Below are 13,317 nucleotides of genomic sequence, written 5' to 3'. Positions count from 1 at the left end.
TCAGAGGCTGAGCAGATGAATCAGGCGCGCCGCCACCTTGGCGGTGCAATTGTCGATGTCGTATTCGGGGTTGATCTCAGCCAGGTCGGCCAGGCGCAACTTGCCGCTGGCCTTGAGTCGTTCGAGCAACGGCTCGAGCAGTTCCAGGCGTACACCACGCGCAGCCGGCGCGCTGACGCCCGGCGCTTCGCAGGCCGGCAACACGTCGATATCGATAGTCAGATAAAGCGCGTCGCACTCGGCGACGAAGGCATCCAGCTCAGCGCCGATGCTCTCCAGGGTCGACTCGCGAATCTCATGGTCCTCGCGCACCAGCACGTTCAGCTCGGCAGCACGGGCGAACAATGCGCGGGTATTGCTGGCGCGGCTGACGCCCAGGCAGGCGTAGCGGAACGGCCAGCCGCGCGCGGCGCACTGCTCGGCGATCTGCGCGAAGGGGGTGCCGGAGGAATGCACATGGGCCGGGTCACGCAGGTCGAAATGGGCGTCGAAATTGACGATGCCAATACATGGGGCGGCCTGGCCGCTCAGGTGCTCGGCCAGGCCAGACCAGCTACCGAAGGCCACTTCATGCCCACCGCCGATCACCAACGGCAGATGGCCGGCGTCCAGCAGCGCGCAGACGTTTTGGCCGAGGCGCGCCTGCGCGGCCTCCAGATCACCGTCCTCGCAGGTCACGTTACCGGCGTCATAGGCCGGCGCCTGGCGGTGCCAGGCCAGGTTGGCCAGCGCCTGGCGCACGCGCTGCGGCGCGACGGCGGCGCCGACGCGGCCATGGTTGCGCCGCACGCCTTCGTCGCAAGCGAAACCAAGCAGCGCCAGCCCCGGCTCGCTGGTTTCGCTGAGCGCGCGGATGCACTGGTGCCAGCGCGCGCTGTCGGCTTCGGGATCGGTACGGCCGGTCCAGGCGCTCATGCAATGACGGTCAGCGTGCATAAACCACCTCTCCATTGAACACGCGTTGACGCAGGCGCCCGGCCTGCACCGCGTAGGCCAGCTCAGCCGGCAGCTGGATATCCCACAGGCACAGATCCGCCGGCGCGCCAACAGCGATGCGGCCCAACTCGGGCAGACCAAGGGCGCGGGCGCCATGGGCGGTCATACCCGCCAGCGCTTCGCGCGGGGTCAGACGAAACAAGGTGCAGGCCAGGTTGGCCATCAGCGTCGGCATGCAGATCGGCGAGGTGCCGGGGTTGGCATCACTGGCCACGGCCATGGGCACACCGTACTGGCGCAGCAGTTCGATGGGCGGCAATTGGGTCTCACGCAGTACATGGAAGGCGCCGGGTAGCAACACAGCGACGGTGCCGGCCTCGGCCATGGCGCGCACGCCGGCTTCGTCCAGGTACTCGATATGGTCGGCAGATAACGCGCCGTGCCGCGCGGCCAGGGCACTGCCACCCAGATTGGACAACTGCTCGGCATGCGCCTTGATCGACAGGCCGTGGGCCTGGGCCGCCTGGTAAATACGCTCGCATTGCGCCGGGGAAAAGCCGATGCCCTCGCAGAATACGTCCACCGCATCGGCCAGATGCTCGCGGGCGGCAGCTGGGATCATCTCGTCGCAGACCAGGCTCACGTAGTCGTCGGCGCGGCCGGCATATTCCGGCGGCAGTGCGTGAGCGCCGAGCAGCGTGGTGACGACCCTTACCGGGCGTAGATCACCAAGACGGCGTGCCACGCGCAGCATTTTCAGTTCATCTTCGACGGTCAGGCCGTAGCCGGATTTGATCTCGAGCGTGGTCACACCATCGGCCAGCAACGCATCGAGACGCGGCAGGCTGGCAGCGATCAGTTCGTCCTCGCTGGCGGCGCGGGTGGCGCGCACGCTGCTGAGGATGCCACCACCGGCGCGGGCGATTTCTTCGTAGCTCGCCCCTTCCAGGCGCTGCTCGAACTCGCCGGCCCGATTACCGGCGTAAACCAAATGGGTGTGACAGTCGACCAGCCCCGGCGTTAGCACACCGCCGCGACCTGCCTCGGTAGCGCCCTGGGCCCGCACCTCATCGACCTGCTCCGCCGACCACAGGCCGGCAATGCGCCCGCCCTCGACCAGCACAGTCATGGCGCCATCGAGCTGTGTCAGGCCATCGAGCTGTGTCAGGCCATCGAAGACCTGAACATCGCGCCACAACTGTTTTGGTATGGAATGCATCGGCATGACGTTCTCCACGCTGTATTTGTATATACAATAAGAGTGAGCGACGTAACCGTCAAGCCAGGATCACGCGCAGGGCAATCGCCGGAACGTCGCTCACCTGTCGCGGCTTAAAGCCCCTCCCACGGTTTGCCGTCGGCCACGCGTTGGTGGGAGGCGCTTTAGCGGCGATTCCTTGAGGCGCTTGGCTTCATGCAATTACCTTGGAATCACGCGCACATTACGGCACCAAACGAATGGAATAGGCAGGGGCGGAGCAAACCGGGCAAAGCAGCAACGCTGCGTAACCCGGTGGGGAGGCCAGCGCAGCCGCCAATATGTATATACATTAAGAGGGCAGATTCTACGCGCCATAGCCCCGCTGCAGACGCCGTGCGCGTGTTCATCAAAGCGTAACCAGCACTCACCACCATCGAGCCACTGCCGCCCTCAGGAAGAAAGGCTCATGACTCCCAATAGTGAAACGCTAAGCGCCGAACCCACTTTGCCAGCCGCCCGCCAATGGCTGGCCTGGCTACTGGTCGTGACCCTGATCTATCTGCTGCTGGCAGGCGTCGGCGCCATTGGCGACGGTTTCAAGGCAGCCACCGGCAACAACGCCCGCGAGCTGTTCGCTTTCGCCACCAACCCACTGGTCGGCCTGATGATCGGCCTGGTCGCCACTGCCCTGATTCAGAGCTCCAGCACGGTGACCTCGATCATCGTCGGCATGGTCGCCGGCGGCCTGCCGATTCCTATCGCCATTCCCTTGATCATGGGCGCCAATATCGGCACCTCGCTGACCAGCACCATCGTCAGCCTGGGCCACATTCGCAGCGGCGAGGAGTTCCGCCGGGCATTCTCCGCCGCCACCGTGCATGATGCGTTCAACATCACCGCGGTGACCATCCTGCTGCCACTGGAGTTGCTGTTCCATCCACTGCAGCGTCTCTCCGAATCGCTCGCCGGCTTGCTGGTCAGTGATGCCAGCGTCGACATGAAGAGCGTCAATTTCATGAAAACCCTGCTGTCGCCGGCCGCCGATGTGCTCAACGCCAGCGTCAGCTGGCTGCCAGGAGCGATGTGGAGTGGCATCGCCCTGATTCTCATCGGTGTGGCGATGATCCTGTTCGTGGTCACGGCCATCGGCAAGGTGCTGCGCAAGGTCATGGTCGGGCGCGCCAAGGACATCATGCACGCCAGCGTCGGCCGCGGCCCATTGTCGGGCATCGCTTCGGGAACCGTCATCACCGTACTGGTGCAGTCCTCCTCGACCACCACGGCGCTGATCGTGCCGCTTGCCGGCAGTGGCGTATTCAACCTCAGGCAGGTCTATCCCTTCACGCTCGGCACCAACATCGGCACCTGCGTAACCGCGCTGCTGGCGGCAACGGCGATCACCGGAGCGACCGCCGAGCTGGCCATGCAGATCGCTCTGGTGCACCTGCTATTCAACCTGCTGGGCATTCTGATCATCTACTCGCTGCCGTTCCTGCGCGGCGTACCGCCGATGATCGCCGAGGGTCTGGCCAGCCTGGCGCAGCGCAGCAAACTGTATGTCGCCGCTTACATTGCGGGCGTGTTCTTCGCCCTGCCTCTGCTACTGATCGGCGTGAGCCAGATCTGAATCCAGCCAAGGAGTTGCCATGAGACGCGAACAGAATCGCCAGGAAACCCAGCAGCGCATCCACGAGCTACGCGAAACGCTCAACGATCTCGAGCAGCAGTTGGCCGGGATGGAGGTCAAGGAAAAGGCGCAGCACGAGCAGATCGATCATCTCGACGACTACATCGACGCCGTCGACACCAAGCTCAGCAGCTTGCAACTGTTCTGGAATTCACTGAAGCAGGAATGGCGCAAACCAAGAATGTGACGTCGTGCAGCAACGATAAGACCAGCAAAGTGCCCAGACCCGCTGATTAAATTTACCCCTCTCGAATAGCCTTGCATGGCCTGCCAGATGAGATCCTGCAGCTCGTTCGCAGGCCCCGAGCAGCGGGCGCTGGCGCGATCGTGCGAGCTATCTGCATTCAGCAGCGAGCGGGGTTCTGCATGCTGCCTGCTACCGGCACGCGCATGGCACTCGGGTTGCAAACCCGCTTTCAAATGCCCAGACTGCCGCTGGGCTGATGTTCTGCACAGACAGAACCGTGAACGCTAAACCCTCCAGCCAAGAGCACCAAAGAGCAGATTCAACTGCTCCTTCCTTGGGTCCAAAACGACCCTTATCCCATGCACTTGCGCCAGCAGGTCGGAAATTGACCGATAACTGTCGCTCTCGTTCAATTCCGCGTTCTTCAGCGCCGTAATTTTCCGAAGGTTCGTACCAAGCGAACACGGGGGATTCGCCGCTTTTCCGGCCAAAACATCGGCCCCGATTCAACACTCTCGCCCACAAGGGAGGATGCGACACCCCTTTCTCTGCCGCCAACGATTCCTAGAAAACACGGAGAGCAAGTAATGTCATTCAGCAGAAAAACACTATTGGCCACGGCCATCAGCACTGCAATGGGGGCACCTCTGGCGCTGGCCAATCAGGCCGAAAGCCAGGGGTTCATCGAAGACAGTCATCTGAAATTCATGACCCGCAACATGTACTGGAACCACAACGGTCGCAATGGCAATGCCGATCGCCGTGAGTGGGGCCAGGGCTTCCGACTCGACTACACGTCTGGCTACACACAAGGCACCGTCGGCTTCGGCATTGACGCCAGCGCCTACTCGGCTATCAAGCTCGATGGCGGTCGCGGTTACTCCGGCAGCGCCGGCGTGCTGGTACCCGATGGCGATGGAACCGCCGACTCCGCCGGCTCGGCTGGCGCCAACCTGAAGGCTCGCCTGTCCAACACCGAGTTGCGTTATGGCAACAACCTGCGTCCCTACAACCCGGTATTCGCCCCGGCCGATGCGCGGCTGGTGCCTGGTACCGCTACCGGCCTGTGGCTGACCAGTGCTGAAGTCTCCGGACTGGATCTGGAAGCGGCGCACCTGACCGCCGCCAAGGACTTCAACAGCACCAATAGCGACGATGATTTCTACGCTGCCTATGCAGGTGTCAGCACCAGCACGGTCGACTTCGTCGGCGGCAACTACGCCATCACCGACAACCTCAGCGTCAGCCTCTACGCCTCCGAGTACGAAGACATCTGGCGTCAGTACTACGCCAACACCAACTACACCCTGCCGTTGAGCGACGATCAGAGCCTGAACTTCGACTTCAACATCTATCGCACCAACGATGAGGGCAGCAAGGAAGCAGGCGATATCGGCGTTACCGCCTGGTCGTTCGCCGCGGCTTATACCATCGGCGCACATACCTTCAAACTGACCCACCAGCGCATCAATGGCGATGAGCCTTTCGACTACCTGGGCATGGGGCCGGGCACCTATCACGACTCCATCTACCTGGCCAACTCGTCGCAGCTGGTGGACTTCAACGGCCCGAACGAGCGCTCCTGGGGTGTGTTCTACAGCCTCGATATGTCGCACTACGGCGTACCGGGCCTGAGCTTCCATACCCGCTACATCAAGGGCACAGACATTGACGGCAGCAAGGCTGGTGGAAACTACGCCTGGTATAGCGATACCAGCGAAGGCCAGCACTGGGATCGTGACCACTGGGAACGTGACATCGACGTCCGCTACGTCGTGCAATCCGGCCCGGCCAAGGACCTGTCGATGCGCCTGCGCCATGCCACCCACCGCATCTCGGGCAAGGCCAACTGGGACTCCGACTCCGATCAGCTGCGCCTGATCTTCGAGTACCCCTACGAGATTTTCTGATCTCGTGAAATGCAAAAGCCCCGGCACCAGGCCGTAATGCTGTTCATTTAAGGTTACAGTCGTTGGCTCCCCTCTCCCATTTATGGGAGAGGGGCTGGGGGAGAGGGCTGAAAAGGCCGCAAAACTGCCAGTTTCCCCTCTCCCTAACCCTCTCCCCAAAGGGGCGAGGGGACTAATCGCGTCCGACCACTTCTTATGTGGACAACATTACGGCACCAGGCCGGGGCTTTTGTTTTGGCGCGAAGCTTAGAACTGCGCTGCGTCGAGCAGATACAGCGACTCGCTACCCGCCTTGACCGATGCACTCAGCGAATGAACGCGTGGCAGCAGACGAGCGAAGTAGAAACGCGCCGTACCCAGCTTGCTGGCATAGAACTCGTCCTCACATTCCTTGCCCAGCGCAGCACGCGCCATCAACGCCCACATGTAGGCGTAGGCGGTGTAGCCGAACGCATGCAGGTATTCCACCGACGCGGCGCCGATCTCGTTGGGGTTGCCCTTGGCGCGATCCAGTACCCAGGCGGTCAGCTCGTCGAGGTTCTCAACGGCGGCGGCCAGCGGCTTGGTGAACTCGGCGAGATTGCTGTCGGCCGAGGCGATGAAGGCCTTGATCTCGTCGGACAGGTGCTTGTAGAAACTGCCGCCGCTGCCGACGATCTTGCGCCCCATCAGGTCCAGCGACTGGATACCGTTGGTGCCTTCGTAGATCTGGGTGATGCGGCAGTCGCGCACCAACTGCTCCTGACCCCATTCGCGGATAAAGCCATGACCGCCGAAGATCTGCTGGCCATGCACGGTGGTTTCCAGCGCCATGTCGGTGAGGAATGCCTTGGCCACCGGGGTCAGCAGGGCCACCAGCTCGTCGGCGCGCTTGGCGGTTTCCTTGTCCTCGCTGTACTTGGCGGTGTCCAGTTGCATGGCGACGTAGCTGGAGAACGCGCGACCGCCCTCGTTCAGCGCCTTCATGGTCAGCAGCATACGGCGCACATCAGGGTGCACGATGATTGGGTCGGCTGCCTTGTCCTTGGCCACCGGGCCGGTCGGCGCACGGCTCTGGATACGCTCACGCGCGTATTCCACCGCACTCTGGTAGCTGCGCTCGCCGAGAGACAGGCCCTGAATACCAACGCCCAAACGCTCGTAGTTCATCATGGTGAACATGGCGTTGAGCCCCTTGTTCACTTCACCGACCAGGTAACCGACAGCGCCGTCGAAGTTCATCACGCAGGTGGCCGAAGCCTTGATGCCCATCTTGTGCTCGATGGAGCCACAGCCCAAGGCGTTCTTCTCGCCCAGTGAGCCGTCGGCATTGACCATGACCTTGGGCACGATGAACAGCGAAATGCCTTTCGGGCCAGCCGGTGCATCCGGCAGCTTGGCCAGCACCAGGTGGATGATGTTCTCGGTCAGGTCGTGCTCACCACCGGTGATGAAGATCTTGGTGCCGCTGATCTTGTAGCTGCCGTCGGCCTGGGGCTCGGCCTTGGTGCGGATGATGCCCAGGTCGGTGCCGGCATGCGGCTCGGTCAGGCACATGGAGCCAGCCCACACGCCGGCATACATGTTCGGCAGGTACTGCGCCTTCAGCTCTTCGCTGGCGTGGTTGAGAATCGACAGGCAGGCGCCGGCGGTCAGCATCGGGTAGAGGCCGAAGGACAGGTTGGCCGAGTTGACCATTTCCTCGACCTGGGCGCCGATCACCTTGGGCATGCCCATGCCGCCGAAGTCCGGCGAACCGCCGACGCCGACCCAGCCACCCTCGGCGTAGGTCTGGTAGGCCTCGGGGAAGCCGGCCGGGGTTTTAACCACGCCGTTGTCCCAGGAGCAACCTTCTTCGTCACCGCTACGGTTCAGCGGCGCAATACTGCCTGCAGTGACCTTGCCGGCCTCCTCCAGAATGGCGCTGGCGGTATCGGCATCGACCACTTCGGCCAGGGCCGGCAGCTCGGCCCAGAGCTTGGAGACATCGAATACTTCATTGAGCACGAAGCGCATGTCGCGCAGGGGGGCTTTGTAGTCGGCCATGACACATCCTCGGGAAAACGGACTGACGATAGGAGGCCGAGTTTAATCCAACAACTTTTCAGACACATAGGGTCGTGTTGTGACCAATAATTCACATCTCGTTCGTAGGTAGCTGAAATGCAAAGGCCCGCCAGATGGCGGGCCATTGCTTCGTGACCATCCGTCAGAAGGCGAAGTGCTCTTCCGCCAACTGCATGGTGCTGGAGCTACCCGCCGTGATCGCCAGACGATGCGCCTCGGTGCGCGGCAGGATGCGCTGGAAGTAGAAAGCGCAGGTCGCCAGCTTGGCCTGATGGAAGCCATCGTCATCCCCTTGTGCGACCTTTTCCTGGGCGACTACGGCCATGCGCAACCAGAAGTAGGCGAGAGTGACGTAGCCCGAATACATCAGATAATCGACCGACGCCGCGCCGACTTCATCCGGGTTCTTCATCGCCGCCATACCGATGTTTTGCGTCAGTTCACCCCACTGCTTGTTCAGTGCCGCCAGCTGCGCCACCTGCGCAGCCAGTTGTGGATGGCCCTCCTGCGCCTCGCAGAACTTGTGTAGCAGGCGGGTAAAGCCGCGCAACAGCTTGCCCTGACTGCCCAGCACCTTGCGCCCGAGCAGATCGAGGGCCTGGATGCCATTGGTGCCTTCATAGATCGGGGCGATACGGCAATCGCGCACCAGCTGCTCCATGCCCCACTCACGGATGTAGCCATGCCCACCGAACACCTGCATGCCATGGTTGGTGGCCTCGAGCCCCGTTTCCGTCATGAAGGCCTTGCAGATCGGCGTGAGAAAGGCGAGCAGATCCTCGGCCTCCTGACGCGCCTCGGCCGTCTCGGCGCGATGAGCGACATCGATCAGTTGCGCAGTGAAGTAGGCCAGCGCGCGATTGCCCTCGTTGAATGCCTTCATGGTCAGCAACATGCGGCGTACATCGGGGTGCACGATGATGGGGTCGGCCGCCTTGTCCGGTGCCTTCGGTCCTGTCAGAGCTCGCATCTGCAGACGCTCCCGGGCATAGCGCAGGGCGCCCTGATAGCTGGCCTCGCCCAGACACAGGCCCTGCATGCCGGTACCCAGGCGGGCATGGTTCATCATGGTGAACATGCAGGCGAGCCCCTTGTTGGCCTCGCCGATCAGGTAACCGGTCGCAGCATCGAAGTTGATCACACAGGTTGCCGAGGCCTTGATGCCCATCTTGTGCTCGATGGAACCGCAGCTCACGGCATTGCGCGCACCGACTCCGTCTTCCTGAGGCAGGAACTTGGGCACGATGAACAGCGAAATGCCCTTGGTACCGGCAGGGGCGTCAGGCAACTTGGCCAGCACCAGGTGCACGATGTTCTCGCTCATGTCGTGCTCACCGGCGGAGATGAAGATCTTGGTGCCGGAGATCGCATAACTACCGTCGGCCTGCGGCACGGCGCGGGTCTTGATGATGCCGAGGTCAGTGCCACAGTGTGGCTCGGTCAGGCACATGGTGCCGGTCCAGCGGCCTTCGGTGAGGCGGGTCAGGTAGGTCTTTTTCTGCTCCTCACTACCATGCGCATGGATCGCGGACATGGCGCCGTGGGTCAGCCCCGGATACATGGCCCAGGACTGGTTGGCCGAGGCGACCATCTCGGCGACGATCAGGCCGAGTGATTCGGGCAAGCCCTGTCCGCCATATGCCGGATCGGAGGCCAGGCCCATCCAGCCACCCTCGGCATATTGCGCAAAAGCTTCCTTGAAACCCTTGGGCGTGCTCACCACACCATTATCGAAATGGCAGCCCTCCTCGTCACCGCTGCGGTTCAGCGGGGCCAGCACCTGTTCGCAGAACTTGGCGCCCTCCTCCAGGATCGCGGCGACCATGTCCGGGCTTGCATCGCTGGCACCAAGGCTTTCGTAGTGAGCAGGAAAGGCGAAAACATCGTCGATCAGAAAGCGCATGTCGCGCAGCGGGGCCTTGTACTCGGGCATCGTCGTTCTCCATTCGAAGTAGCGGTCAGGTCGCCCACGCTACTGCCGCAAACGGACAGGCAACAACGATCGTTGGTCGCCTGAATGCGCTGCCATAAGCCGACTCAGTCAGCCGGGCTGGCCACCTTCACGGCACCACGACGATGGCCGGCGCTGCGAATGCAATTGCGCCCTGCGGCCTTGGCGCTGTATAGCGCCTTGTCCGCGGCCTTGATCACTTCCTGCGGACTGCGCTGCTCGGCCTCACGCTCAGCCACGCCCATGCTGACCGTCACGGAAACCTCGGTGGCCGCCTTGCCGGCACGCCGCTGTTTGCCTTCGCGGTCATCGCGCGGGCGGCTCTGTTTGTCGCGAAGCTGCATGCGGTACTGCTCGATGGCCAGGCGCACGGTTTCCATGTGCGGCAAGCACTGCTCCAGGCTCTTGCCGGGAAACAGCAAGGTGAATTCCTCACCGCCATAGCGATAGGCCTTGCCGCCGCCAGCGACCTTGCGCAACTGACTGGCGACCAGGCGCAACACCTGGTCGCCGACGTCATGGCCATGGGTATCGTTGAATTTCTTGAAGTGATCGACATCGACCATGGCGATCACGTAGTCGCGCCCGAGACGCTGCAAGCGCTCGTTGAGCGCACGGCGCCCCGGCAGACCGGTCAGCTCGTCGCGAAAGGCCATCTGATAGGCCTCATGCGCCACCGCAGCGACCAACATCAGCATGGCCATGCTGCTCATCACCTGCAGCGCATTGGCCAGGATGAACACCTGCGGCAGCATCCACAGCAGACCGATGAGTCCGACCAACTGCGCGGCATGCAACGGTCGCGGGCGCCTCAGGTACTGCACCAGCAATGCGACGAAGGCGCCCAGAAACATCAGGTAGGCCAACTGCGCGAGACTCATCCAGGCCCCGTGCAACGCCGGCCAGTGAATCTGCGCCAGCCATTCGGCGATGCCCTGCGGATAACGCCGGGCCAGACCGAAAGACACCGCACCGACCGCCAGCAGTACAAGCGCACGCGCCAGCATGTCCTGCGCCAGGTGCGAGCGCTCCTCCCAACAACCGTAAAGGGCATAGAGCAACGGCAGCAGCAGGCAGATCAGGTGGAACACAAGCGCCGCGTCGTCGCGTACCTGGCCGTTGTCACGGAAGTGATCGACTTGGATATCCAGCAGGAAATAGCCGACATACAGCACCAGCAGTAAAAAGACCTCGCGCTGACGGCCATAGGCCAGGCAGAACGCGCCGCCGAGCAGCAACAGCAGAGTCGGCAGCACGTTGAACAAGGAGATGAAGAACTCGCTGAGCACTGGCAGACGCCCAGCCACGATCGCGCCGACCAACAACGGCAGCGAGGAGAAGAAGTGACTGAGGCGCAGATTGGCCAGACGGATCACGCGGGTACCCCGGACAAGAGATGAAGGCATTCTGCCTGCTTCGATCTATGAAAACAGCGACAGGATGCGACATTCCCTTCAGTACGACGTGCCAAAACGCAAACGCCGCCCCTGAGGGCGGCGTTTGCTGTCAACCGTGAAGAATCAGAAGCCGAGCGCGAAATGCTCTTCTTCCATTTCCATCAGGTTGCTGGCACCGGAGAGCATGGCCTCGACGTGGGTGCGGGTACGCGGCAGGATACGCGCGAAGTAGAAGCGAGCGGTCTGCAGCTTGGCTTTGTAGAACGCTTCGTCATCAGTACCAGCAGCCAGTTTCTCGGCAGCCAGGCGCGCCATGTCGGCCCAGAAGTAGGCCAGGCAGGCGTAGCCGGAGTACATCAGGTAGTCCACCGAAGCGGCACCGACTTCCTCGCGATCCTTCATCGCCGCCATGCCGATCTTCATGGTGATGTCGCCCCACTCCTTGTTCAGCTTGGCCAGCGGCTCGACGAATTCCTTGACGAAATCGTTGCCTTCGTTGGCCTGGCAGAACTTGTGCACGATCTTGGTGAAGTTCTTCAGCGCGCCGCCCTGAGTCATCAGCACCTTGCGGCCCAGCAGGTCCAGCGCCTGAACGCCGGTGGTGCCTTCGTACATCATGGAGATGCGGCAGTCACGCAGGTTCTGCTCCATGCCCCACTCGCTGATGAAGCCGTGGCCACCGTAGATCTGCATGCCATGAGAAGCGGCTTCGAAGCCCACTTCGGTCATGAAGGCCTTGGCGATCGGGGTGAGGAAAGCCAGCAGCTCGTCGGCCGCCTTCTTCTCTTCTTCGTTCTGGCTGTGCTGAACAATGTCCACCTGTTTGGCGGTGAAGTAGACCATGGCGCGGTTGCCTTCGGCGAAGGCCTTCATGGTCAGCAGCATGCGGCGTACGTCCGGGTGCACGATGATCGGGTCAGCGGCTTTTTCCGGCGCTTTCGGACCAGTCAGCGAACGCATCTGCAGACGCTCGCGGGCGTACTTGATGCCACCCTGGAAGCCGACTTCGGCGTGAGCCAGACCTTGCAGCGCGGTACCCAGGCGAGCGGTGTTCATGAAGGTGAACATGCAGTTCAGGCCCTTGTTGGCCGGGCCGATCAGGAAACCGGTGGCGCCGTCGAAGTTCATCACGCAGGTGGCGTTGCCGTGGATGCCCATCTTGTGCTCGATGGAGCCACAAGACACGGCGTTGCGCTCGCCTACGCCGCCTTCGGCGTTCGGCAGGAACTTCGGCACGATGAACAGCGAGATACCCTTGGTACCGGCCGGGGCATCGGGCAGGCGGGCAAGAACGATATGGACGATGTTGTCGGCCATGTCGTGCTCACCAGCGGAAATGAAGATCTTGGTACCGGTAACCTTGTAGCTGCCGTCGGCCTGCGGTTCGGCCTTGGTGCGCAGCATGCCCAGGTCGGTGCCGCAGTGCGGCTCGGTCAGGCACATGGTGCCGGTCCACTCGCCGGACACCAGCTTGGTCAGATAGGCGTGCTTCTGCTCGTCGGTACCGTGCGCGCTCAGGGTGTTCATCGCACCGTGGGAGAGCCCCGGATACATGCCCCACGACCAGTTGGCCGAACCAACCATCTCGCTGATCGCCAGACCCAGCGACTCCGGCAGGCCCTGACCGCCATGCTCGACGTCATGGGCCAGGCTCGGCCAGCCGCCTTCGACGAACTGCTGATAGGCCTCTTTGAAGCCCGTCGGGGTTTTCACACCGGACTCGCTCCAGGTGCAGCCTTCGGTGTCACCCACGCGGTTAAGCGGCGACAGCACCTGCTCGCAGAACTTGGCGCCTTCTTCGAGGATGGCGTCGACCATGTCCGGAGTGGCGTCCTGACAACCCGGCAGGCTCTGGTAGTGCGCTTCATAGCCCAGCAGCTCATCACGAACGAAACGAATGTCACGCAAGGGGGCCTTGTAGTCAGGCATAACGGTAAACCTCTGCGGTGGATTCCTAGTAGTTGGGGTGACCGTCTTGGCGGTCGCTCTCGGGATCACTCCC

Annotated in this window: 9 protein-coding genes; 3 read left to right on the top strand and 6 right to left on the bottom strand. The window is 62.3% G+C overall.

What is annotated here, in order from left to right:
* On the bottom strand, positions 1–936 hold the full coding sequence (hutG, locus tag ACJRW5_RS14965; protein ID WP_484571295.1) for a formimidoylglutamase: 936 nt from the start codon (positions 934–936) through the stop codon (positions 1–3).
* Positions 926–2,161 (bottom strand): imidazolonepropionase, encoded by a 1,236-nt coding sequence (gene hutI, locus ACJRW5_RS14960; RefSeq protein WP_484571294.1) that lies wholly within the window; start codon positions 2,159–2,161, stop codon positions 926–928. Before hutI ends, hutG begins: the two co-directional genes overlap by 11 nt.
* Positions 2,162–2,603: 442 nt before the next feature.
* On the opposite strand from hutI, the gene ACJRW5_RS14955 reads away from it, so the two are divergent.
* From ACJRW5_RS14955 to ACJRW5_RS14945, 3 genes are all read left to right on the top strand, one after another.
* Complete coding sequence (locus tag ACJRW5_RS14955; protein ID WP_484571293.1) at positions 2,604–3,764, top strand: Na/Pi symporter; 1,161 nt, start codon at positions 2,604–2,606, stop codon at positions 3,762–3,764.
* A gap of 19 nt (positions 3,765–3,783) precedes the next feature.
* Positions 3,784–4,011: a hypothetical protein gene (locus ACJRW5_RS14950; RefSeq protein ID WP_484571292.1), complete on the top strand. Its 228-nt coding sequence runs from the start codon at positions 3,784–3,786 to the stop codon at positions 4,009–4,011.
* A 587-nt stretch (positions 4,012–4,598) separates the two neighbouring features.
* Positions 4,599–5,921 carry an OprD family porin gene (locus ACJRW5_RS14945; RefSeq protein WP_484571291.1) on the top strand — a complete coding sequence of 441 codons (1,323 nt, stop codon included), beginning with the start codon at positions 4,599–4,601 and terminating at the stop codon, positions 5,919–5,921.
* A gap of 246 nt (positions 5,922–6,167) precedes the next feature.
* Here the strand turns inward: ACJRW5_RS14945 and ACJRW5_RS14940 are convergent, their stop codons facing one another.
* The 4 genes from ACJRW5_RS14940 to ACJRW5_RS14925 form a co-directional block, all read right to left on the bottom strand.
* Entirely contained in the window at positions 6,168–7,946 is a 1,779-nt protein-coding gene (locus ACJRW5_RS14940) for an acyl-CoA dehydrogenase C-terminal domain-containing protein (RefSeq protein WP_484571290.1), read from the bottom strand.
* A gap of 163 nt (positions 7,947–8,109) precedes the next feature.
* Positions 8,110–9,900 (bottom strand): acyl-CoA dehydrogenase C-terminal domain-containing protein, encoded by a 1,791-nt coding sequence (locus ACJRW5_RS14935; RefSeq protein WP_484571289.1) that lies wholly within the window; start codon positions 9,898–9,900, stop codon positions 8,110–8,112.
* A gap of 104 nt (positions 9,901–10,004) precedes the next feature.
* On the bottom strand, positions 10,005–11,294 hold the full coding sequence (locus ACJRW5_RS14930; protein WP_484571390.1) for a GGDEF domain-containing protein: 1,290 nt from the start codon (positions 11,292–11,294) through the stop codon (positions 10,005–10,007).
* A gap of 144 nt (positions 11,295–11,438) precedes the next feature.
* Positions 11,439–13,244 (bottom strand): phenylacyl-CoA dehydrogenase, encoded by a 1,806-nt coding sequence (locus ACJRW5_RS14925; RefSeq protein ID WP_484571288.1) that lies wholly within the window; start codon positions 13,242–13,244, stop codon positions 11,439–11,441.
* Between the last annotated feature and the right edge of the window lie 73 nt (positions 13,245–13,317).

Source organism: Pseudomonas pichavaramensis (assembly GCF_050473265.1).
Classification (GTDB): domain Bacteria; phylum Pseudomonadota; class Gammaproteobacteria; order Pseudomonadales; family Pseudomonadaceae; genus Aquipseudomonas.
Note: the sequence above shows the minus strand (reverse complement) of the source record. Positions and strands in the feature narration are given on the sequence as shown.